This is a genomic window from Streptomyces sp. NPDC051310, from assembly GCF_044455245.1.
Lineage (GTDB): Bacteria > Actinomycetota > Actinomycetes > Streptomycetales > Streptomycetaceae > Streptomyces.
This window is the reverse complement of sequence record NZ_JBITEO010000001.1, coordinates 123,248-145,149: the sequence shown is the minus strand read 5'-3', so window position 1 is coordinate 145,149 and position 21,902 is coordinate 123,248. Positions and strand designations below refer to the sequence as shown.

24 protein-coding genes are annotated in these 21,902 nt (G+C 73.0%); 9 read left to right on the top strand and 15 right to left on the bottom strand.

Features of this window, described 5'->3' with window-relative positions; translation table 11 throughout:
• Nucleotides 1–43: 43 nt before the first annotated feature.
• Complete coding sequence (locus ACIA79_RS00605) at nt 44–1,456, top strand: multidrug effflux MFS transporter (RefSeq protein WP_399425653.1); 1,413 nt, start codon at nt 44–46, stop codon at nt 1,454–1,456.
• A gap of 694 nt (nt 1,457–2,150) precedes the next feature.
• On the opposite strand, the gene ACIA79_RS00600 is transcribed toward ACIA79_RS00605, so the two are convergent.
• Nucleotides 2,151–2,429, bottom strand: a complete 279-nt coding sequence (locus tag ACIA79_RS00600) for a hypothetical protein (protein ID WP_399425651.1) — start codon at nt 2,427–2,429, stop codon at nt 2,151–2,153.
• A gap of 880 nt (nt 2,430–3,309) precedes the next feature.
• Nucleotides 3,310–4,632: a hypothetical protein gene (locus tag ACIA79_RS00595; protein WP_399425649.1), complete on the bottom strand. Its 1,323-nt coding sequence runs from the start codon at nt 4,630–4,632 to the stop codon at nt 3,310–3,312.
• Between the two features lie 123 nt (nt 4,633–4,755).
• Between ACIA79_RS00595 and ACIA79_RS00590 the strand changes: the two genes are divergently transcribed.
• Together ACIA79_RS00590 and ACIA79_RS00585 are read left to right on the top strand one after the other, a co-directional pair.
• Nucleotides 4,756–5,745, top strand: coding sequence for a small ribosomal subunit Rsm22 family protein (locus ACIA79_RS00590; RefSeq protein ID WP_399425647.1), 990 nt, complete (start codon nt 4,756–4,758; stop codon nt 5,743–5,745).
• A gap of 153 nt (nt 5,746–5,898) precedes the next feature.
• A complete protein-coding gene (locus ACIA79_RS00585) occupies nt 5,899–6,372 on the top strand; it encodes a hypothetical protein (protein ID WP_399425645.1) in 474 nt (157 codons plus the stop codon).
• A 77-nt stretch (nt 6,373–6,449) separates the two neighbouring features.
• Here the strand turns inward: ACIA79_RS00585 and ddaH are convergent, their stop codons facing one another.
• Nucleotides 6,450–7,265: a dimethylargininase gene (gene ddaH / locus ACIA79_RS00580; protein ID WP_391811327.1), complete on the bottom strand. Its 816-nt coding sequence runs from the start codon at nt 7,263–7,265 to the stop codon at nt 6,450–6,452.
• Nucleotides 7,266–7,434: 169 nt separating this feature from the next.
• On the opposite strand from ddaH, the gene ACIA79_RS00575 reads away from it, so the two are divergent.
• Nucleotides 7,435–8,061, top strand: coding sequence for a TetR/AcrR family transcriptional regulator (locus ACIA79_RS00575; protein WP_399425644.1), 627 nt, complete (start codon nt 7,435–7,437; stop codon nt 8,059–8,061).
• A gap of 128 nt (nt 8,062–8,189) precedes the next feature.
• Nucleotides 8,190–8,915, top strand: coding sequence for a bifunctional DNA primase/polymerase (locus ACIA79_RS00570; RefSeq protein WP_399425642.1), 726 nt, complete (start codon nt 8,190–8,192; stop codon nt 8,913–8,915).
• A 111-nt stretch (nt 8,916–9,026) separates the two neighbouring features.
• On the opposite strand, the gene ACIA79_RS00565 is transcribed toward ACIA79_RS00570, so the two are convergent.
• The 4 genes from ACIA79_RS00565 to efeO are packed head-to-tail and all read right to left on the bottom strand — an operon-like array spanning nt 9,027 to nt 13,290.
• A complete protein-coding gene (locus tag ACIA79_RS00565; RefSeq protein ID WP_399426253.1) occupies nt 9,027–9,980 on the bottom strand; it encodes a hypothetical protein in 954 nt (317 codons plus the stop codon).
• The gene (gene efeU, locus ACIA79_RS00560) at nt 9,895–10,878 is read right to left on the bottom strand and encodes an iron uptake transporter permease EfeU (protein ID WP_399425640.1); all 984 of its coding nucleotides are present in this window, start codon (nt 10,876–10,878) and stop codon (nt 9,895–9,897) included. The genes ACIA79_RS00565 and efeU overlap by 86 nt, the downstream gene beginning before the upstream one ends.
• Nucleotides 10,879–10,893: 15 nt before the next feature.
• Nucleotides 10,894–12,147, bottom strand: coding sequence for an iron uptake transporter deferrochelatase/peroxidase subunit (efeB, locus tag ACIA79_RS00555; RefSeq protein ID WP_399425639.1), 1,254 nt, complete (start codon nt 12,145–12,147; stop codon nt 10,894–10,896).
• A 6-nt stretch (nt 12,148–12,153) separates the two neighbouring features.
• The gene (gene efeO, locus ACIA79_RS00550; protein ID WP_399425638.1) at nt 12,154–13,290 is read right to left on the bottom strand and encodes an iron uptake system protein EfeO; all 1,137 of its coding nucleotides are present in this window, start codon (nt 13,288–13,290) and stop codon (nt 12,154–12,156) included.
• Nucleotides 13,291–13,508: 218 nt separating this feature from the next.
• Here efeO and ACIA79_RS00545 point away from each other — a divergent pair, with 218 nt between their 5' ends.
• Nucleotides 13,509–14,159, top strand: a complete 651-nt coding sequence (locus ACIA79_RS00545; RefSeq protein ID WP_399425636.1) for a PhzF family phenazine biosynthesis protein — start codon at nt 13,509–13,511, stop codon at nt 14,157–14,159.
• Here ACIA79_RS00545 and ACIA79_RS00540 read toward each other — a convergent pair.
• Complete coding sequence (locus ACIA79_RS00540) at nt 14,149–14,814, bottom strand: heme oxygenase (biliverdin-producing) (protein WP_399425634.1); 666 nt, start codon at nt 14,812–14,814, stop codon at nt 14,149–14,151. The two genes, ACIA79_RS00545 and ACIA79_RS00540, sit on opposite strands and share 11 nt — an antisense overlap.
• Before the next feature lie 152 nt (nt 14,815–14,966).
• Nucleotides 14,967–15,824 carry a type I methionyl aminopeptidase gene (map, locus tag ACIA79_RS00535; protein WP_399425632.1) on the bottom strand — a complete coding sequence of 286 codons (858 nt, stop codon included), beginning with the start codon at nt 15,822–15,824 and terminating at the stop codon, nt 14,967–14,969.
• 58 nt (nt 15,825–15,882) lie between these two features.
• On the opposite strand from map, the gene ACIA79_RS00530 reads away from it, so the two are divergent.
• Nucleotides 15,883–16,116: a hypothetical protein gene (locus tag ACIA79_RS00530; RefSeq protein WP_399425630.1), complete on the top strand. Its 234-nt coding sequence runs from the start codon at nt 15,883–15,885 to the stop codon at nt 16,114–16,116.
• 22 nt (nt 16,117–16,138) lie between these two features.
• Here the strand turns inward: ACIA79_RS00530 and ACIA79_RS00525 are convergent, their stop codons facing one another.
• The gene (locus ACIA79_RS00525) at nt 16,139–16,747 is read right to left on the bottom strand and encodes a hypothetical protein (RefSeq protein WP_399425628.1); all 609 of its coding nucleotides are present in this window, start codon (nt 16,745–16,747) and stop codon (nt 16,139–16,141) included.
• Between the two features lie 99 nt (nt 16,748–16,846).
• On the opposite strand from ACIA79_RS00525, the gene npdG reads away from it, so the two are divergent.
• Both npdG and ACIA79_RS00515 read left to right on the top strand, forming a co-directional pair.
• A complete protein-coding gene (npdG, locus tag ACIA79_RS00520) occupies nt 16,847–17,521 on the top strand; it encodes an NADPH-dependent F420 reductase (RefSeq protein WP_399425626.1) in 675 nt (224 codons plus the stop codon).
• A 12-nt stretch (nt 17,522–17,533) separates the two neighbouring features.
• Nucleotides 17,534–17,755, top strand: a complete 222-nt coding sequence (locus tag ACIA79_RS00515; protein WP_078887541.1) for a hypothetical protein — start codon at nt 17,534–17,536, stop codon at nt 17,753–17,755.
• Here the strand turns inward: ACIA79_RS00515 and ACIA79_RS00510 are convergent.
• The 5 genes from ACIA79_RS00510 to panB form a co-directional block, all read right to left on the bottom strand.
• Nucleotides 17,745–18,554 (bottom strand): site-2 protease family protein, encoded by an 810-nt coding sequence (locus ACIA79_RS00510; RefSeq protein ID WP_399425624.1) that lies wholly within the window; start codon nt 18,552–18,554, stop codon nt 17,745–17,747. The genes ACIA79_RS00515 and ACIA79_RS00510 overlap by 11 nt on opposite strands.
• Nucleotides 18,555–18,617: 63 nt before the next feature.
• A complete protein-coding gene (locus ACIA79_RS00505; protein ID WP_399425623.1) occupies nt 18,618–19,403 on the bottom strand; it encodes an ABC transporter permease in 786 nt (261 codons plus the stop codon).
• Nucleotides 19,400–20,398, bottom strand: a complete 999-nt coding sequence (locus tag ACIA79_RS00500) for an ATP-binding cassette domain-containing protein (RefSeq protein WP_399425621.1) — start codon at nt 20,396–20,398, stop codon at nt 19,400–19,402. The genes ACIA79_RS00505 and ACIA79_RS00500 overlap by 4 nt, the downstream gene beginning before the upstream one ends.
• Nucleotides 20,399–20,518: 120 nt before the next feature.
• Entirely contained in the window at nt 20,519–20,881 is a 363-nt protein-coding gene (locus tag ACIA79_RS00495; protein WP_399425620.1) for a cupin domain-containing protein, read from the bottom strand.
• A gap of 146 nt (nt 20,882–21,027) precedes the next feature.
• On the bottom strand, nt 21,028–21,891 hold the full coding sequence (gene panB, locus ACIA79_RS00490; RefSeq protein ID WP_399425618.1) for a 3-methyl-2-oxobutanoate hydroxymethyltransferase: 864 nt from the start codon (nt 21,889–21,891) through the stop codon (nt 21,028–21,030).
• Nucleotides 21,892–21,902: the final 11 nt, after the last annotated feature.

Genomic DNA, 21,902 nt, shown 5'->3' with positions numbered 1-21,902 from the left:
ATAGGCACCCGACAGCGCCCAGGACACCGGAACAGGAGACACGATGCCGGAGAGCGGCCCGAGCCCCATACCCGCCGAATGCCCCACGGAGCGCACCCGGGGCGGCGCCGCGACCCCCGGCACCCAGACCGGCCCGGCCGTCCCCGGCACGCGCGGCGCGAAGTCCGCACCGGCCCCCGCCGCTTCCGGCGCCGGTCCCGCTTCCGGCGCCGGCCCGGCTTCCGCGGCCTCCGCCGCCCCCCTCGCCGCCGCGCGCCGGACGAGCCTCCTCGTCACGCTCGTCCTCGGCGGGCTCACCGCCCTCCCGCCGCTCTCCATGGACATGTACCTCCCGGCCCTGCCGGAGGTCACCCGGGCACTGGGCGCGCCCGCCGCCACCGTGCAGCTCACCCTCACCGCCTGCCTCGCCGGCCTCGCGCTCGGCCAGCTCGTCGTCGGACCCATGAGCGACAAGTGGGGCCGCCGCCGGCCCCTGCTCATCGGCATGGTGGTGTACGTCGCCGCCACGGCGGTGTGCGCCCTGGCCCCCGGCATCGAACTGCTCATCGCCTTCCGGCTGCTCCAGGGCCTCGCCGGCGCTGCGGGCATCGTGATCGCCCGGGCGGTCGTGCGCGACCTGTACGACGGGGTCGAGATGGCCCGCTTCTTCTCCACGCTCATGCTCATCTCCGGGGCCGCCCCGATCGTCGCGCCGCTCATCGGCGGACAGGTGCTGCGGCTCACCGACTGGCGCGGTGTCTTCCACGTCCTGACCGCCGTCGGGTTCCTCCTCACCCTGGTGGTGTGGAAGTGGCTGGGGGAGACGCTGCCGCCCGAGCGGCGGCACGGCGGCGGTGTCGGCGAGGCGCTGCGGACCATGCGCGGGCTGCTCGCCGACCGGATCTTCACCGGCTACATGGCGGCCGGGTCGCTCGCCTTCGCCGCGCTCTTCGCGTACATCGCCGCCTCGCCGTTCGTGGTCCAGGAGATCTTCGGCGCGTCGCCGCAGACCTTCAGCCTGCTGTTCGGCCTCAACTCCGTCGGCCTGGTCGCGGTCGGGCAGATCAACGGCAAGCTGCTGGTGGGCCGGGTCAGCATGGACAAGGTGCTGGCCGTCGGGCTGGCCGTGCTCGTGCTGGCGGCCACCGGGCTGCTGCTGATGACCGCCGGTGTCTTCGGGCGCGTCGGCCTGGCACCGGTGGCCGCCGGGCTGTTCGTGCTGATGTCGGCGATGGGGCTCGTGATGCCCAACACCAACGCCCAGGCGCTGATGCGCACCCCGCACGCGGCCGGCTCGGCCTCCGCGCTGCTCGGCACGTCGTCGTTCCTGGTCGGCGCGGTCGCCTCGCCGCTGGTGGGCATCGCGGGCGAGGCCACGGCCGTCCCGATGGCGGTCGTCCAGCTCGTGTGCGCCGCCGGGGCGATGGTGTGCTTCCTGGCGCTGTGCCGCCCCTGGCGCGCGCCGCAGCCCCGGTAGGTCCTGTCCGGCGGGCACACCCCCGGACGCCCAAAGCGTGTCGCGAACTGGATCGGTGCTGGATTCCGGCCATGATCCGGCCTCTGGGGCGGCTTCGCTCAGTCCCGGTACTCGGCGGCTCGCGCAGCGTGTCGATCCCGCGACCGGGAAGGCCGTGCCGTCTCCCGCATGTCCATCCCCTCCACCGTGCGGCACCCCCGAGGCCCTGGCCACGGCGCCCGGTCCGGGGTCCCCGGCCTTCGCTCACCGAGGCGGCAGGCGGTCGTTCCCTGAGGCTCAGCCCCTAGGCCCTGTCGTCACATTCCCGTCTGCCCCGCGACGCCATGCACGCACGCTCGCGGCCCGGGGCTGCGGCAGCGGCCTGCCGCGGTAGCCGGGTCTCCGGCATATCGGTCTCGCCCAGGAGGGTTTCTGATCGCCGGCGCGACCGAATGCAACAGCCGCTCACGCAGAGCGCTCGGCTGGGAAGCCCAGCCGAGCGCCTGAATGAACGGCTCGCGGTCCACCCACCGACTGCTCCCTGTGGCGGGCGTGAAAGTGCCCTCCTCCTGTGGTTCAGGCAGTCGACGGGCTGGACACCATGGCTCGCAGGACGGGTGTACAGCGGTTGTTCGCGACGTTGCCCACGTCGGCTGAGGTCAACGGGTATGCCCGTTTCTCGCTGGCCGGCGAGCCCCGGTACGTGTGCCGTCGTTTACAGGAGATCGAGGCCGAGGTCGAGGTCGAGCCCCGGTCCCGTCTCGGCGGCGGCACCGTTCCCGGCCACCGTGTCCTCGCCACTGCAGATCTGCTGGATCGCAGTCGCGGTCGCCGGCCCGCTGCCGAGGAGGGTGAGGGGGCCGCCGATGTTGATGAGGCCGAGCTGGTAGGTGTCATTGCTGACCCGAGCCTGCTGGTCGCAGATGACCACGTTGCCGTCCTGGCCGTCCTGGTCGCTGTAGGAGTCGGCGACAGCGGCACCGGCTCCGAGCATGCTGAAGCTCCCGAGCATGGCAGCTACCAGGGCGGCATTTCGAAGTTTGCGCACAACATCTCCACTTCCGTCGGAATCGACGTGATCAGTGAGGGTGGAACCGTACAAGCTTGCAAGCTAGGACACGTATGCCCGTTTTTGGGCGAAACGCGCCGATGTGTCACCCTGTCGGTGCTCCGGGGGGCGACCACGCAAGCGGCCGGACCGGGTGCGTGCAGGGGGGCGTACGCACGAGAGAACCGCTCCCGCCTGCGTGGACTCGGGTAGCAGGACGACGATTCGGTCGCTGCGGACCGTGTTCGCCACCGGCACCAGCTCGGCTCTCGCGGGCGGCCGACCGCCGATGCCGACAAGGCCGACCACCCCGCAAAGGCCACGCGGTCGAATGCGGGACCACCGAGTGGTAGCGGTCCTCAACGAGTGGCTGTGACCGGCACTCTCGCAACAGCTCCTCAGCTTGTCGTTCACGGTCCGGGCATCGAACGCGGCTCGAACTCGACCAGTGATTTCGCAGTTCAGCGGACGTGAGAGGGCATTCGTCCGATCCTGTGCCCCGTCACAGAGGCAGAGGAACCAGCACGAGGGCCCGGCTCGCACCCGCCCGGGTCCGCAGGGAGTTCAGGACAGGGAACTCCCACGAAGACCGGCTCCCCGGCTGGTGCACCGAAACCGTCCCGACGCGGGCCAGGGCGACCGCCAGGTTCGAAGAAACCAGCGCCTGGCCACCCGCCACGACGTCGGCGGAGTCCTCCACCGGCGAGGCATACGCCCGGCGCGGAACGAGTCACTCCACGACCTGCTGCTCGCCGCGGAACGACAGTGTTGGTCGCACGGACGCTCAAGATGCCGGTTTCCGGCCGTCGAACGTTGCACGACAAGCTCAGTCGCGGCGCGCGTACGCGATCAGGTGGACGCGGTCCGCCGGGTCCGTCCAGCGGAAGAGTCCGACGCCCGCCACGTCCGCCTCCGGCAGCCGCACGCTGGGCGCGAGCGCCCGCGGTGCGCCGGCGGCCAGGTCGATCAGGACCGGAGTGCCGCCGCCGGCCAGGGCGTCGGCCGGGCCGCGGGCGCCGCTCGCGCCGTACACCACGCCCTCGTCGGTGACCGTGGTCAGCGTGAGCGGCGCGGTCCCGTCGGGGTTCTCGAAGCAGCGGCCGGTACGGGCGTCCAGGTCGAAGGCGAGGCTCCCGGCGATCAGGTACCGCCCGCCGGGCGAGGTCACGGCCCGGGGGTACTCGCCGGGCTCGATGGCCGGCCGGTGGCACTGCACCCGTACCAGCGGCGTGCCGGTGCGGACGTCGTGCACCGCCCAGATGTCATGGGTGGCCGCCCGCGCCGCGCCCTTCCGGTGCTGCCAGCGGGCCAGCACGTGGCCGGGGGTGAACGCGGTGGGCACCCCGCTCGCCGGGTCCGCGCCCGCCGGGGCCCGGTCGCGGCTGGACCAGCTCCCGCGCACCCAGAAGCCGCGGGCGCCGCTGACGAGCAGGCCCTTCGGGGTCATGCCGCGCACCTCGGTCAGCGTGCGGCACGGCGCGCAGCCCTTGGGGTGGCCGAGGCGGGCCGGCGGGACGCGGGTGACCTCGCCGGTGCCGGGGGCGACGACGGCGCTGCGCGCCTTGCCGTCGCTGACGACGACGCCGGGACCGGTGGCCGTCACTATCGGCGCGTCGGGCCACGGCACCTCCACGCGCTTGCGGGTGCCGTCGGCCGCGTCGTACACGTCGAGCGAGACGAGGCTGCTCGCCGGTGTCAGCGGGTCGCCGCCGATCGTGCCGTACGACCAGACCACGAAGTACTGCCGGCCGTCCTCGGCCAGGGTCAGCAGGTGCGGTACGGCGCCGGGTTCGCCGAGCGGGTGGAAGGGCCGGCCCGTCCACCCGGGCTTGCCGGTCACGACGTCGACGGTACGCAGGCGGAAGCCGGCGTCACCGGACCGTTCGAGGTGCGCGACCAGACCGGTGACGGGGTCCAGGGCGTACTCGCCCGCGAGGTCCGGGAGCTCCCAGCCGCGGGCGGTGTCGTACGCGGCGGGGGCGGTGAGCCGGGTCGCCGGGCCGGCGTCCGCGCGCGCGGACGCCGTGGGGGTGGGGCTGCTCCCGCCCTCGGGGTCGTCCGCGCCGACGCCGCAGGTGGAGAGCAGGAGAATCAGGGCCAGGACGGCCACGCCGGCCACCAGGGCGGCGCGCACGATCCTCTGTCTCATGGTCCCCCCGCGAGCACGGCCACCGGCACGGCCACCGCGTCGCGGTCACCGCCCCGGCCATCGGATCAACGGCGGTCAGCCTAGCAACGCGGACCACCTCCGGGGGCCGCCTACGATGGGTCGGTGAACCTCTCTCTGTCCCCCGCGGAAGCGCTGCGCGACGCCCTGGCCGGGCTGCTCGACGGGCTGCCGCCGACCAAGGCCGCGCAGGCCGTCGACCGGCTCATCGCCAGCTACCGCGGGACGACCCCGACCGACGCACCCGTGCTGCGCGACCGGTCCGACGTCGTCGCCTACGCCGCGTACCGGATGCCGGCGACGTTCGAGGCGGTGCGGGCCGCGCTGGGGGCGCTGCGGGACGCGGCACCGGAGTGGGTGCCGGGCACGCACACCGACATCGGGGGCGGCACGGGCGCGGCGAGCTGGGCCGTCGCCGAGGCGTGGGACTCCGCGGCGCGCACCACCGTCCTGGACTGGGCCGAGCCGGCGCTCGCGCTGGGCCGCGAACTGGCGGCCGCCTCGGGCGTCCCGGGACTGACAGGCGCCGCCTGGCAGCGCTCTCGTATCAGCGCGGCGCTCCGCATCGAGAGCAGTGATCTCGTCACGGTCTCGTACGTGCTCAAGGAGCTCACCGCACAGGACCGCGCCGCCGTCGTCACCGAGGCCGCGCGCGCCGCGCAGGCCGTCGTGATCGTCGAACCCGGCACCCCCGACGGCTATGCCCGGATCATCGCCGCCCGCGACGCGCTCGTCGCCGCCGGCCTGCGCATCGCCGCGCCCTGCCCGCACAGCGCGGCCTGCCCCATCGAACCCGGCGCGGACTGGTGCCACTTCGCCGCCCGCGTCAGCCGCTCCTCCCTCCACCGCCAGGTGAAGGGCGGTTCGCTGGCGTACGAGGACGAGAAGTTCAGCTACGTCGTGGCGACCCGGTTCCCGGTCGTGCCCGTGCCCGCGCGGGTCATCCGCAAGCCGCAGATCCGCAAGGGGCAGGTGCTGCTCGACCTGTGCACGGAGGACGACGGGCTGCGCCGCGACACCGTCACCAAGCGGCACGGCGCGCTCTACAAGGCGGCGCGGGACGCCGCCTGGGGCGACGAGTGGCCGCCCCGCTGAAGCCCATCCGCCGGGCGGGGCACCGCCCGCCCGGCCGATGAGGTGACAGCGCGGGACCACGCGGGTGACCGCGCGCCGGGGGCGGTTGCCGCCGCCCCGGGGCCGCGTTGAGCTGGGGCTGTCCCGCCCCCGCTCCGCTCCCCGGGAGGACCCGTGCTCCGCTCCGTGGCCACCGCGCTCGCCGCAGCCGCCCTCGCCTTCACCGCCGCCTCACCCGCGGCGTCCGCGCCCGCGGAAGCCCCCACCGTGCTCGACTGGCTCGCGGAGAAGCAGTCCGACACCAAGCCGTTCGGGCCGCTGCTGCGCGAGGGCTCCGACTGGAGCGTCTTCTCGCACCTGTACGAGAACGACAACGGCAAGCCCGGCAAGAAGATCGGCGACGCCACGTCGCTGTGCACCGCGGTGAAGGTGGAGCGCGAGGGGTACGTGACGCAGTGCCAGCGGGTGCTGCGCACCGACGACGGCAGCATCAGCCTCACCGACACCATCGACCGCTACGGTCCCGGGCCGCACGGCACCGAGTCCGCCATCACCGGCGGCAGCGGCGCGTACGAGGACGCCGAGGGCAAGGCCGAGGTCGTGCTCCACGGCGAGCGAGCCACCTTCCGGATCACCCTGGAGGACTGACCCGCCACGGGTCCCGGGTCCCGACTCCGGCAGGCCGCGGCCCTGGGGCCGCGGCCTGCCGTACGGCCGCCGGGTGCTCAGGCCCGCAGCTCCTGGGTGCAGCACTTCACGCTGCCGCCGCCCTTGAGCAGCTCGCCCAGGTCCATGCCGACCGGCTCGAAGCCGCGCTCCCGCAGCGGCCGGAAGAGCCCCACCGCCGCCTGCGGCAGCAGCACGTGCCTGCCGTCGCTCACCGCGTTCAGCCCGAGCGCCGCCGCGTCCTCCTCCTCGGCGATCAGCGCGTCGGGGAAGAGCCGGCGGAGCACGGCCCGGCTGCCGGGGGAGAAGGCGCCGGGGTAGTACATGATCTCGTCGGCCGCGTCGTCCAGCACGCACAGCGCCGTGTCGAGGTGGTAGTAGCGGGGGTCCACCAGCTCCAGGCCGATCACCGGCCGGCCGAAGAACTCCTGTGCCTCGTCGTGCGACAGGGGACTGGAGCGGAAGCCCCGCCCCGCCAGGATCCAGGAGGCGGTGACCGCGAAATCGCCCTCGCCCTCGTTGATGTGGTCGGGTTCGTGGATGTCGGTGAAGCCGTGCGCCCGGAACCAGGCGCCGTGCACCGCGGCCTCCGGGACCCGCTCGGCGTGCGCGAACTGCGCGAGCAGGACGCGGCCGTCGATGACCGTGGCGCCGTTGGCGGCGAACACCATGTCCGGCAGGTCGGTGCGGGGCTCCAGCAGCTCGACCGTGTGGCCGAGGGAGAGGTACCGGTCGCGCAGGTCTTCCCATTGGGTGAGGGCGAGCGGCAGGTCGACCGGTTTCGCCGGGTCCATCCACGGGTTGATGGAGTAGGTCACCCTGAAGTGCGCGGGTGGGCACATCAGGTAGCGGCGGGGTGATGCGTCACGAGGCAAGAAAGGCTCCTCACGGACGGCAGGACGCACGGTGTGTGCGTGCAAGCCATGGTGCGCCGTGCGGAGCCCCCTGCGCAGTGGACCGTACGGGTGAGTTGACCCGGGCCCCGAATCGGGCGGCGAATTGAGACGATACGTCTCGACTCGTACGGCTGTTAGATTGAGGCGCATGGCAGAGACCAAGGTGCCCGACTCCACGCGCCGCAGCGAACGATCCCGCCGTGCCATCCACGCCGCCGCCCTCGCCCTCGTCGGCGAGGTCGGGTACGCGCGGACCACCATCGAGGGCATCGCGGCCCGCGCCGGCGTCGGCAAGCAGACCATCTACCGCTGGTGGCCCTCCAAGGCGGCCGTCCTCCTGGAGGCCTCCCTGGATCTAGCCCGGCAGGCCGAGGAGGCGACCGGCTGCGAGGCCGGTGGCGGGCTCCCCGACACCGGCGACCTGGAGGCGGACCTCAAGCTCGTGCTGCGCGCCACCGTGGACGAGATGAACCAGCCGTCGTACGACGCCCCCGCCCGCGCCCTCGCCGCGGAGAGCGTGACCGACCCCGAGCTGTGCGCCCGCTTCGTCCGGGAGCTCCTGGAGCCCAGGCTCCAGCTGTTCGTGCAGCGGCTGCGTGCCGCCCAGGACGCCGGCCAGGTCCGTGCGGACGTGGACCCGCGCACCGCCCTGGAGCTGCTCACCGGCACGCTCGCCCACCGCTGGCTGATGCGCACCCGCCCGCTGACCCACGCGTACGCCGACCGGATCGTCGAGTACACCCTGCGCGGCATCGGCCCCCGCCCGGCCGGCTGACCAATCCCGACATAGCCGCCCATCGCACCCCGCGGGCCCACCCCGGTTGGGGACTCCGGTCACCCGGGGCGCAGGATGGTGGGACCATGGCAGGGACCGCAGGGCTTGCAGCAGGTGTGAGGGGATAGATGGGCGACGGTATCGGCCGCTACCGCGGCACGGAGAGCAAACTCGCGCACTGGCTGCGCCGGCGCCCGAGGAAACCCGCGGCCGACGTCCCGAGCCGCGAGGACCTGCTCCTCGCCACCGCCGATGCGGGCCTGCCCCTCGCCCCGGCCGCGTATCCCGTCGGTTACCGGTGCTCCTGCGAGCGCATCGGCTGTCCCACCCCGGCCCGCCATCCCGTCTCCTTCGCCTGGCAGACGCAGTCCACCACCGACCGCGCGCAGATCGAGCGGTGGGCCGAGAACCAGCCGCAGGCCAACTTCATCACCGCGACCGGCATGGTCCACGACGTCCTCGACGTTCCGCTGGAGGCCGGTCGCGCCGCGTTGGAGCGCCTTCTCGCCGAGGGCGTCGACGTGGGGCCGGTCGCCGAGTCCGGGGACGACCGCATGCTCTTCTTCACCGCCACCCGCGGCACCCCTGAGGACGAGGACGAGTGGTGGCCGTGCGAGCTGGACTGCCACCCCGAGACCATGGACGAGCACCCCGGCCTGCGCTGGCACTGCCGCGGCTCCTACGTCCTCGTACCGCCCGCGCGGCTCCCCGGTGACCTCGGCGTGGCCTGGGTGCGCGGCCCCGAGCACCCGCTGCCCGACCCGCTGACGCTGCTGGAGACGCTCACCGACGCGTGCGCCCGCCACACCGACGAGCACGAGCACCACTCGGTCGCCTGGCCGCTGAGCCGCTGAGCTGAGCCGCCGAGCGTCACGCCCGCGCCGCCCGGCCGCCGAGGGTCACGCCCAGGTCGCCGGGGCCCGGCTGCCGAGGGTCACGCCCCGCCGGGCCCGGGCCGGCGACCCTCACGACCCCGTCGCCGAGGTCACGCCCTGGAGGCGGCCGAGGACGGTCACCTGGTCGGAGGCCGCCCCGGCGGGCTTCACCCGGACCGTGAGGCTGGCCACCCACTCCTTGGTGAGGGTGCTCTTCACCTCGCCCGTCATCAGCGCCCGCACCTCGGGGCTCACCTTCGGCCGGTAGCCCGGGGCCGCGGTCTGGCGGTCGAAGAAGCGGGTGGCGAAGAAGACCAGCGCTCCGCCGTCATCGGTGACGAGCCCGAGCGGTGCGTAGTCGCCCGTGTCCAGGGGCTGGTCCACGTACTGCGTGGACAGCCCGGGCCGCCGCGCGACGCTCCGGCGCTCCTCACGCCACGCGGTGGTGTGCGGGCCCGCCGCGAAGTGCGCGGGCTTCCCGGACGCGAGGTACGCGGTGTACTCCTCGCTCAGGTCCTTCGGCGCCACCGCGACCGACGCGGAATCCGCCGCGACCGGCTCGGCCCAGCCGTCGCCGTCCTTGCGGAACTCCGGCACCTCGTCCGGCGTGAGGATCGACAGGTACGCGACCTCCCACAGCTGCTGGGCGCTGTTGCGGACGAACAGGAGCACCCAGCGGGTGTCCCCCGTGCCCCGGTCGGTGTCGCGGTTGGAGTCGGTGTCCGCGACGAACCAGCGCGGCCAGCCCGCCTTCTTCGGGATCACGAACTCGGCGTCCGACAGCACCAGCGGCTGGTGCTCGGGGTTGCCGCCGGGACTGGTGATGCTGCGCGACTTCAGCCCCGCCTGGTTGATGGCACCGAGCGCGCCGGTGACCCGGCCCGCGTTCAGGCCCGGGTCGTACGCCTTGTCGGCCGCGTTGTACGCCGTCGTGAAGTCCTTCAGCGCCTGCGCGGCCTCAGCCTTCGTCGCCGCCGGGACGACCTCCAGCTCGCCGTGCACCGTCACGCACCCGCTCGCCGTCAGCGCCAGCGCCGTCGCCATCGTCACCGACGCGAGCCCCGCCGCCCGGCCTCGACCCCGACCCAGCCTTCTCATCGGTTGCCTTCTGCTCCTCGACCCCCACTGACCGTCCGAACCCTACCGGGGCAAGGAACAGCGCGAGTGCCGGGACCAGATACAGCGCCCACACCGTGACCTGGAGGACCGTCGGGTCCGGCTGGAAGTTGAAGACGCCCTTCAGCAGCGTGCCGTACCAGCTGTCCGGCGGGACCGCCGTGCTGACGTCGAACGCCTTGTCCGCGAGGCCGCCGAGGAACCGCGCCTCCTGCAGGTCGTGCACGCCGTAGGCCAGTACACCGGCCGCGACCACGACCAGCATCCCGCCGGTCCAGGTGAAGAACCGCGCCAGGTCGATCCGCACCGCGCCCCGGTAGAACAGCCAGCCCAGCAGCACCGCCGTGGCGATGCCCAGCAGCACGCCCGTCAGCGGCTCGGCCGACCCGGCCTCGTCGGCCGCCGCGCGCACCGACGCCCAGACGAACAGCGCCGTCTCCAGGCCCTCCCGGCCCACCGCGAGGAACGCGGTGGCCACCACGGCGCCCGTACCGAGCCGGAGCGCCTCGTCCAGCCGCCCGTGCAGCTCGGCCTTCAGGTGCCGCGCGGTCCGCCGCATCCAGAAGACCATCCACGTCACCAGCACCACGGCCAGGATGGACAGCGAGCCGCCCAGCAGCTCCTGCGCCTCGAACGTCAGCTCCTGGGAGCCGAATTCGAGGACGCAGCCGAAGGCCAGCGACAGCCCCGCCGCGATGCCGACACCGGCCCACACCGGCCTAAGCGCGTCCCGCCGGCCGGTCTTCACGAGGTACGCCACGAGGATGCAGACGACCAGGGACGCCTCCAGCCCCTCGCGCAGCCCTATCAGGTAGTTGCCGAACATTCCGTCCCCGTCCCCTCAGGTGAACAGCGCCCGGCCCCACCAGTCGTCCGCGCCGCGGACGCCCGGCGGGACGGCGAAGAGCGCCGAACCCACGTGCTGGATGTACTCGTTGAGCACATCGTGCCGTGCCAGCCGCGTCTGCACCGGGATGAAGCCGGTGCGCACGTCCCGCTGGTACGCCAGGAAGAACAGCCCAGCGTCCAGCCGGCCCAGGCCGTCCGTGCCGTCGGTGAACGAGTAGCCGCGGCGCAGCATCCTCGCCCCGCCGTTGGAGTCGGGGTGCGCGAGGCGCACGTGCGCCTCCGGTTTCATCGCCGGCAGGAACGGCTCGTCGTGCTCCCGGGCCCTGCCGACCGGGGCGCCTTCGCGCTTGTCGCGGCCGAAGATGTCCTCCTGCTCCTGGAGCGGGGTGCGGTCCCAGGTCTCGACGTTCATCCGGATGCGGCGGGCCACCAGGTACGAGCCGCCCGCCATCCACCGTGGGCCGTCCTCCGGCGCCACCCACACGTGCTCGTCCAGCGCGGCGGTGTCGGTGCCGGCGATGTTGCGGGTGCCGTCCTTGAAGCCGAAGAGGTTCCGCGGGGTCTGTGCGTCGGGCGTCGTCGAGGATGTCTTGCCGAACCCGAGCTGCGACCAGCGCACGGCGACCCTGCCGAACCCGATGCGGGCCAGGTTGCGGATGGCGTGCACCGCCACCTGCGGGTCGTCCGCGCACGCCTGGACGCACAGGTCGCCACCGCTGCGGGCCCTGTCCAGGTTGTCGCCCGGGAACGGCGGCAGGCCGGCCAGGGCCGCCGGGCGCCGGGCGGCCAGCCCGAAGCGGCCGTCGAACAGGGACGGTCCGAAGCCGATGGTGAGGGTGAGCCGTGACGGCTTGAGCCCCAGCGCCTCGCCGGTGTCGTCCGGCGGCGCCTCGGGCAGGCCGCCGTACGCGCCCTCGCCGACCTCGCGGCCCTCGGTCAGCCGCTCGGCCGCCCGCGTCCACTCCTGCATCAGCCGCACCAGCGCGGCGCGGTCCTTCGTCGTCACGTCGAACGCCGCGAAGTGGAGCCGGTCCTGCACGGGGGTGGCGATGCCCGCCTGGTGGGCGCCGTGGAACGGCACGGCCGCACCGCCGCCGGCGGCCGGGGCCGCATCCCCCCGCGCGCCGCGTGCGACGGCGACGGCGGCGCCGCCGGCCGCCGCCCCCAGGGCGAGGCCCGCGCCGCTCCACCCGATCAGGGACCGCCGCGACGGCCCGCGCTGCCCCCCGGTGTCGTTGTCCGTCACCGGGGCCTACTTCACGACCGCGGCGGCGAGCTTGGACAGCGGCTCCGCCAGCGCGTTCACGCCGTCGGAGAGCTCCTTGCGCTGCGCCGGGCCGACCTTGTCGTACGGCGTGAAGTCGTACGACGCCTTGTCCGCACGGTACTTGTCGAGCAGGGCGTTCAAAGAGGCGAACTGGCGGTCCAGTTCGGCGACGAGCGCCGGGTCGTTCTTGGAGGCGATCGGCTTGAGCAGCTCGTACGACGTCTGGGCGCCCTCGACGTTCGCCTTGAAGTCGACCAGGTCGGTGTGGGAGTACCGTTCCTCCTCGCCGGTGACCTTGCCGGTGGCGACCTCGTCCAGCAGCTCCTTGGCGCCGTTGGCCATGGACGTGGGCGTGATTTCGGCCTTGCCGACGCGCTTCACCCAGTCGGCCAGGTCCTTGTCGAGGGTGCCGGCCAGTGCCGTCGCCTCGGGGCCGAGCTTCTTCTCCTGCCACAGCGCCTTCTCCAGGCGGTGCCAGCCCGTCCACTTCTGGCCCGGCTCCAGGCCGTCCTCGCGGACGTCGACCTTCGGGTCGATGTCGCCGAACGACTCGGCGACCGGCTCGGTGCGCTCCCAGCCGATGCGGGAGGCCGCGTACGCCTTCTTCGCGCCCTCGATGTCGCCGGCGCGCACGGCGTCGGTGAAGACCTTCACCTTGGGCAGCGTCTCGTCGGCCTGCTGCTGGACGTACGTGCGGTAGGCGGCGACGGCGGCGTCCATCTCGGGGGAGCGGGCCGCGGCCTTGCCGCCGGTGGCGGTGACCTTCTGGCGGATGCCGTCGCCCTTCATACCGGGCTTGCAGGCGATCTCGTAGTCACCGGCCTTCACCTCGGCGGTGATGGTGGCCCGGGTGCCGGGGCCGATGTTCTCGCGCTCGGTGACGATCCGGTCGTCGGGGAAGAGGAGGTAGACCTCGGTCACCTTGGTGCCCTTGTTCTCCACGGCCAGCCGCACGTGCCCGGCCGGGAACTCCTTCTTCGACACCTCGCAGGCGTCGTCCTTCGCGACGACGCCGACGGCGCCGTCGCCGCCCTTGGCGTCGCTCTTCTCGGCGCACCCCGGGACGGCGGTCAGAGCGGCCACGGTGGCGGCGGTGACGACGGACAGACGGACCGGTCGCATACGTACTCCGTAGGAAGGACTGCTCGGAAAGCCCGGACAGGGGGTGGATCAAAGGTGAGGGCTGCCTAACTTATGGGAGCCTTACAAGGCTTCGACACGAGGCGGTCACGGGAGCCCCATGGACGGTCCAGAACGCAGTCAAGTACTGGTCAAGCCGCCCGATTCGACCCCATATCCCACCGAGGGGGGCGTCCTCCGCCGCGTGCTTGAATGCCCGGGTGAACAGTTCCCACGACGTCCTGGCCGTCTTCTGCGCCGCAGACGGGCGGTACGGCAACCTCCTCGGCGTCGTACGCGACGGCCGCGTCCTCCCCGACGAGGCATCCCGGCAGGCGCTCGCCCGGGACCTCGGCTACAGCGAGACCGTGTTCGTCGACGACCCCGAGCGCGGCGACGTCGACATCTACACCCCGACGGTGCGCCTGCCCTTCGCCGGACACCCGGTCGTGGGGGCCGCCTGGCTGCTCGACCTGGAGGTGGTGAACCCGCCGGCGGGCGAGGTGTGGGTGCGCCACGACGGCGAGTTCACGTGGATCACCGCCCGCGCGGAGTGGGCCCCGCCGCGCATCCTGCGGCAGTACGCGTCGGCCGCCGAGGTCGAGGCGCTCGACGTGCCGCCGCCGGGTGAGTGGGTGTACGCCTGGGCGTGGGAGGACGAGGCCGCCGGCCGCGTCCGGGCGCGGGCGTTCCCGGGGCGCGGCGACTCCATCGACGAGGACGAGGCGACGGGCGCGGCGGCCCTGCTGCTCACCGCACGGCTGGACCGGGCGCTCAACATCACGCAGGGCCGGGGGTCGCAGCTGCTGACGGCCCCCGGCCCGGACGGCACGATCGAACTCGGCGGCCGCGTGCGGGAGATCAGGCGCTGAGCGGGAACTCCGAGCCGAGCTCCCGGAAGACCGCGCCGTTGTAGTCGAAGGCGCGCCTGCACTCGTCGACGATCCGCTGCTTCTCCAGGTCGTCCGCGTCGACCCGGTCCAGCAGCTCGCGGTAGCCGCGCTTGAACGCCGCCGGGTTGGGGATCTGCTCGAAGACGTAGAACCGCACGCCGTCGCCCTTGCGGGCGAAGCCCCACGTCCGCTCGGCCTTGTCGCGGATGATCTGGCCGCCGGACAGGTCGCCGAGGTAGCGGGTGTAGTGGTGCGCCACGTACCCCGCCGGCCAGGTGCGGGCGCACTCCTCGATGCGGGCGGCGTACGCGGCGGTCGCCGGCAGCGCCGTCGCCGCTGCGCGCCAGCCGTCGCCGCGCAGGTGCTCCAGGTCGCGCTCCAGCGCGGCGGTGCGGAAGAGCTCGGGCCGTATGAACGGGCCCGCCACCCTGTCCTGCGCCAGCGGACCGGCGGCGCCCTCCAGGGCCCGGTACACGAACCACAGCTGCTCGGTGTACCGGGCGTAGGCCTCCACGCCCAGCCGGCCCCCGAGCAGGTCGCTCATGAAGGCCGAGCTCTCCGCCTCGGTGTGCTGCTGGTGCGAGGCCGTGCGGATGAGCGTCGAGAAGGGGGTGACGGTGGCGCGTGCGTCCAAGGCGGGCCTCCCGGGCCGAGGGGACGGGGGGTGGCAGCCGGACCCGCCGGAGCGCGCCCGGAGGCCACCACCGCCGATCATCCCGGCTTAGGCCAGCCTAAGTCAACGGGATCCCGACGGTCCGTCGGTAAAGAGCCTACCCGCCCCGCGGCTCACGGCAACGTGAGGATCTCGGCCCCGGTGTCCGTGACGACGAGGGTGTGCTCGAACTGCGCGGTCCGCTTGCGGTCCTTCGTCACGACGGTCCAGCCGTCGTCCCACATGTCGTACTCGTGCGTGCCCAGCGTCAGCATCGGCTCGATCGTGAACGTCATGCCGGGCTGCATGACGGTCGTCGCGTGCGGCGAGTCGTAGTGGGGGATGATCAGGCCGGAGTGGAACGAGGAGTTGATGCCGTGCCCGGTGAAGTCCCGGACCACCCCGTAGCCGAAGCGCTTGGCGTACGACTCGATGACCCGGCCGATGACGTTGATCTGGCGGCCCGGCTTCACCGCCTTGATGGCGCGGTTGAGCGACTCGCGGGTCCGCTCGACCAGGAGCCGCGACTCCTCGTCGACGTCACCGCAGAGGTAGGTGGCGTTGTTGTCGCCGTGGACGCCGTGGATGTACGCCGTGACGTCCAGGTTCACGATGTCGCCGTCGCGCAGGACGGTGGAGTCCGGGATGCCGTGGCAGATGACCTCGTTGACCGAGGAGCACAGCGACTTGGGGAAGCCGCGGTAGCCCAGCGTCGAGGGGTAGGCGCCGTGGTCGCACATGTACTCGTGCGCGACCCGGTCCAGTTCGTCGGTGGTCACGCCCGGGGCGATGTGCTTCGCGGCCTCCTCCATCGCCCGCGCGGCGATGCGTCCCGCGATGCGCATCCGCTCGACGGTGTCGGAGTCCTGCACCTCCGGACCGGTGTACGGCGACGGCATGGGCTTTCCGACGTATTCGGGGCGGCGGATGGACCCGGGAACGGAACGAGGGGGAGAGAGCTCCCCTGGTACGAGCAGCGACTGGCCAGACATGCAGCGAGTCTAACCAGCCCCCACGGGGGCACCATGGCGTCAGAGGAAGGAGCCGGGAATGGCCCTGTTCAAGAAGCGCACGACCGGAAAGCCGGGCGAGTGGTACTACTGCCTGAAGCACCAGAAGGTGGAGGAGGGCCCGGAGTGCCCCGCCAAGAACCGCTTCGGCCCGTACACCTCCCGCGAGGAGGCCGCCCACGCGATGGACACGGCCCGCGAGCGTAACCTCCAGTGGGACACCGACCCCCACTGGCACGACAAGGACGCCCCGGGCCCCCGCGACACCCCCTGACGGACCCGGGCGGGCGGCCGGATCACCAGCGCGTCGGCGGCGGCGACGTCAGGTGGTCGGCCAGGCGCGAGAGGCGGTCGCGGAAGTGGCGGCGGGCCCGCGGGGCCGGGGACGGCAGCGTGTTCTCGCCGGCCGCGGCGCTCACCAGGTGCTGGACGATGTCCAGGTCCAGGTCGTCCGCCTCCGTCACCGTCAGCCCCTCGTGCGCCAGCCCGTGCACCTCGCGGTCGCCGCCGTCCAGCGACAGCACCGTCGCCCCGGCCCGCCGCGCGTCGTGCACCCGCTCCAGCAGGCCGCCGTCCGGCCGCGCCGGGGCCACCACCAGCAGCGTCGAGCCGCGGCCCGCGGCCTCCAGCCGGCCCAGCCCCACCGCCAGGTGCGCCGGATCGGAAGGGCGCACCCGGTGCCGCACCAGCGTGGGCGCCAGCTCCGGCTGGCCCGACCACGCCGCCTCGTCCACCAGGTGCGCCGTCAGGTGCCACGGCTCGTACTCCGCGGTGCCCACCAGCAGCAGCCCGCCGCCGTGCGGCACCACCGAGGACCGCAGCACCCCGGCGAACCGGCGGGTCGCCGCGGGCCACTCCGTCCCGGCCAGGACCTCACGCAGCAGTGCGACGCGTACGGCATCCATGGCGCCGCATCCTGCCCCGCCCGCCGCCCCGCCGCGGGCGTTCGCCGAGACATCACCCGGACGGGTCGGCGCCCCGGCCGGGGCCGTAGTGTCGGGCCCATGACTACTGATCCGTACGACCTCCCCGACGTCTCCGGGCTCGTCGTCGGCGTCCTCGGCGGCACCGGCGACCAGGGCCGCGGCCTCGCCTACCGGTTCGCCCGCGCCGGCCAGAAGGTGATCATCGGCTCCCGGGCCGCCGGGCGCGCCGAGGCCGCGGCCGCCGAGCTGGGCCTCGGCATCGAGGGTGCCGACAACGCCACGTGCGCCCGCCGCAGCGACGTCGTGATCATCGCCGTGCCGTGGGACGGCCACGCCGCGACGCTGCAAGCGCTGCGCGAGGAGCTCGGCGGCAAGCTCGTCGTCGACTGCGTCAACCCGCTGGGCTTCGACAAGAAGGGCGCGTACGCCCTCAAGCCCGAGGAGGGCAGCGCCGCCGAGCAGGCCGCCGCCCTGCTGCCCGACTCGCGCGTGACCGCCGCCTTCCACCACCTGTCCGCCGTCCTGCTCCAGGACGAGACGGTCGAGGAGATCGACACGGACGTGATGGTGCTGGGCGAGAAGCGGGCCGACACCGACATCGTCCAGGCCCTCGCGGCCCGCATCCCCGGCATGCGGGGCATCTTCGCGGGCCGGCTCCGGGGCGCCCACCAGGTGGAGGCGCTGGTAGCCAACCTGATCTCGGTCAACCGCCGCTACAAGGCCCACGCCGGCCTGCGCGTGACCGACATCTAGCACGCGACGGGCATGGGGGACACTGGACGGGCACCACCCGCACCCGGACAGGAGCCGACCCCCATGCCCCGCCTCGCTCTGTACGCCCTCGTCGTCTGCGCCCTCGCCGTCACCGCGGCCGTGGTCTCCTTCGTCCAGGGCAGCTGGCTCGGCATCGTGTGGGTGCTGCTGGCCGGCGTCTCGTCCAACATGGCCTGGTACTACTGGCGCCGCGGCAGGGCCGTCACTCGCTGACCAGCGACTCGCACAGCGGCGCCTGCTCCTGCCACAGGCTGGTGTACAGGTCGCGTCCGCAGTACGTCTCCAGCTCGGGGATGCCGAGCCCGCCGAGGACGGTGTCCACCAGCCCGAAGAAGGCCGCGTTCACCTCGGGGATGAAGAGGAACACGAAGACCGCGAGCAGCCCGAAGGGCGCGTACGGCTCGACCTTCCGGCGGACCCGGTACGACAGCCACGGCTCGATCACGCCGTAGCCGTCCAGCCCGGGCACCGGCAGGAAGTTCAGGATCACCGCCGACACCTCCAGCAGCGCGATGAACGCGAGCGCGAGGCGGAACGGCAGCGGCACACCGTCCAGGGCGCCCAGCCAGAACGGCGCGGTCAGGACGGCCGCGAACGCGACGTTCGTCAGCGGGCCCGCCGCCGAGACCAGGCTCTGCTTCCACCGGCTGCGGATGCGGTGCTGCTCGATGAAGACCGCCCCGCCCGGCAGGCCAATGCCGCCCATGATCACGAAGATCACCGGCAGCACCACGCTCAGCAGGGCATGGGTGTACTTCAGCGGGTTCAGCGTGAGGTAGCCCTTCGCGCCGATGGAGATGTCACCGCCGTGCAGCGCGGTGCGCGCGTGCGCGTACTCGTGCAGGCACAGCGAGACGATCCACGTCGACGTGACGAACAGGAACACGGCCAGACCCGGGTCGGCCGAGAAACCGGTCCACACCGCCCACCCCGTGACCAGCATGACGGCGGCGATACCGAGGAAGACGGGGCTGATCCGCCGCTCGCTGGGACGGGACGTGGCGGTGGCCATGGGCGGCGCTCCTGGGCTCGGGGACGGTAGAGACCGTACCGGACCGCCGCCGGGCCACCGCGCTCACGTCCGGTTGCGGAACCTCGCCACCGCGAGCGGGGCCGTCACCAGCGTGAGGGCCGCCGCCCAGGCGAGCGTCGTCCACACCGCGCCGGCGACCGGGCCGCCGTTGACGAGGCCGCGGGCCGCGTCCGCCAGGTTCGACAGCGGGTTGTACTCGGCGAACGCCCGCAGCCAGCCCGGCATCGAGTCGGGCGGGGCGAAGATCGAGGAACCGAACTGAAGAGGCATCAGCACGAGGAGAGCCACCCCCTGGACGGCCTGCGCCGTCGGCAACGTCAGACCGAGCAGGATGAACAGCCACATCAGGGACGCCCCGAAGACCATGGACAGGCCGACGGCGCCGAGCACGGCCGGCACGGAAGTGCTGACCTCCAGCCCCAGCAGGAAGCCCATGCCGAGGAGGATCACCGAGGCGACCACCATCCGGCCCGTCTCGACGACGATCTTCGCGACGAGGACGGAGGACCGCGCGATCGGCAGGGTCCGGAACCGGTCCATGACCCCCTTGCGGAAGTCGTCGTTGACGCCCGAGCCGACGGCCATGGCGATGTTCAGGCCCATCATCGCCATCAGCCCGGGGACGACGTAGTTCACGTACGCGTCCCGGTCGCCGCCCAGCGCCAGGCCGACCGAGCCGCCGAAGACGTACACGAACAGCAGGGTCAGGACGACGGGCGTCAGCAGGACGTCGATCATGGACTGCGGATCCTGCTTGATCTGCAGGGCGTTGCGCCGCACCAGGGCGCCGACGTGCCGCAGGTGGGAGCGGGCACCGACCGCGCTCACGCGGCCACCTCCTCGGAGACGGACGGCGAGGACTTCTCGCCGGTGACGGCCAGGAACACCTCGTCCAGGCTGGGCAGATGGGTGCCGATGTGCGCCAGGGCGAAGCCGCGCGTGCCCAGCAGGCCGACGGCCGCGGTCAGTTGCGCGTCGCTGAGGATCGGTACGTACAGCAGGCCCTCGTCCGGGACGACCGTCGAGCCCGCGATGCCGTCCAGGCCGCTCTCGGCCAGCGCCCGCGCCATCGCGGGCAGGTCGGCCGGGTCCGCCGGGCGGACCTGGAGGGTGCGGCCGCCGACCTTGGCCTTCAGCTCGTCGACCCCGCCCGTGGCGATGACCCGGCCCCGGTCGACGACGGTGAGCTCGTGCGCCAGCTGCTCGGCCTCCTCCATGTACTGGGTGGTGAGCAGGACCGTCGTGCCCTCGGCCACCATCGTCCTGATCTCGTCCCACACCTCGTTGCGGGAGCGGGGGTCGAGGCCCGTCGTCGGCTCGTCCAGGTACAGCACCGACGGGCGGCCCACCAGGGAGGCGGCCAGGTCGAGGCGTCGCCGCATGCCTCCGGAGTACTGCTGCGCGGGGCGCCGGGCGGCCTCCGTCAGGGAGAAGCGCTCCAGCAGCTCGTCGGCGCGCCGGCGGGCCGCGGCGCGGGACAGGTCGAGCAGCCGCCCGATCATGTACAGGTTCTCCCGGCCGGACAGCTTCTCGTCGACCGAGGCGTACTGACCGGTGAGGCCGATGGTGCGGCGCAGCAGGTGCGGCTGGCGCACCACGTCGTACCCGGCCACGGTGGCGGTGCCGGCGTCGGGGACGACCAGCGTGGACAGGCAGCGGACGAGCGTGGTCTTGCCGGCGCCGTTCGGGCCGAGGACGCCGAGGACGGTGCCCTCGCGGACGGCCAGGTCCACGCCGTCGAGGGCCTTGGTCCCGCCGTAGTGCTTGACGAGGCCCCGTACCTCGACGGCGTTCGTGTCGGATGGTGGTGTCATGCGGTCCATGGCACCAGCCGTCACCGACACGGCACCGACACGGCACCGACACGGTGCCGACACGGCGCCGGCACCCCCGTGCGGCCGCGACCGGCGCGCTTTCAGCGGCCGGCGGCCGGCCGGCGGGCGCTACTGCTTGGCGTAGTCGCCGAAGCCGACCCAGTCGAGCACCACGCACGGCTCGTCGCCGACGACCCATGCGTCGTGACCGGGCTCGACGGCGAAGAAGTCGCCGGGACCCACCTCGTCCTCGGTGCCGTCGTTCATGACGATCCTGAGCCGGCCGCTGACGGTGTAGCAGGCGTGTGCCGCCATGCAGCTGTCCGTACCGGCGATGGGCTTGACGTGATCGGACCACTTCCAGCCCGGCTCGAACACCGCCCGGCCCACGGGGCCGCGGTCGGTGCTGACCAGGTCGAGCCTGCCCTTGTCGCCCTCGAAAGGACGCGTTTCATCGGGGGATTCGAAACTCTTGCGTACGATTCCGGCCATGTTTTCTCGCCTCCTCTTCCGAGGCTAGTTCCGAACGGCCGGATACGCCCGACAGCCCGCCGATGGGGGAAGTCGGCGGGCTGTCGTCTGTGCGGGGAGTGGCCCGGTGGCCGTGCGCACGGCCCAGGGGTGCCGTGGGACACCCCTTAGTGGAAGGTGTGCTCCTCGGCCGGGAACGCGCCGCCGACCACGTCGTCGGCGAACGCCTTGGCCGCGTCGCCGAGCGTCCGGCGCAGGTCGGCGTACTGCTTGGTGAACCGCGGCACCTTGCCGCCCGTGAGCCCGGCCATGTCGGTCCAGACGAGGACCTGCGCGTCCGTGTCGGGCCCGGCGCCGATGCCGATGGTCGGGATGTGCAGGGACCGGGTGACCTCGGCGGCCAGCTCGGCCGGCACGAGCTCCAGGACGACCGCGAAGGCGCCCGCGTCCTGCGCCGCCTTCGCGTCGCGCAGCAGCCGGTGCGCGGCCTCGTCCCCGCGGCCCTGCACGCGGTAGCCCATGGTGTTGACGGACTGCGGGGTCAGCCCGAGGTGCGACATGACGGGGATGCCCGCCTGCACCAGCATCTCGGTCTGCGGCAGCGAGCGCTCGCCGCCCTCCAGCTTGACCGCGCCGACGCCCGCCTCCTTGACCAGCCGGGTCGCGGAGCGCAGGGCCTGGACGGGCCCTTCCTGGTACGACCCGAAGGGCAGGTCGCCGACGACGAGGGCGCGCTTGGTGCCCCGTACGACGGCGGCGGACAGCAGCGTCATCTCGTCCATCGTGACGGGCACGGTGGTGTCGTAGCCGAGGTGGCAGTTGCCCATCGAGTCGCCGACCAGGATCACCGGGATGCCGGCCTCGTCGAAGACGGAGGCGGTCATCGCGTCGTAGGCGGTCAGCATGGGCCACTTCTCGCCCCGCTCCTTGGCGGCGGCGAGGTCCAGCACGGTGATGCGGCGAGTGCCCTTGCCGCCGTACAGCGCCTTGCTGCTGTCGGCGGGCTGCGTGCGGGCAGCCTGAAGCGTCATGGAAACGGCTC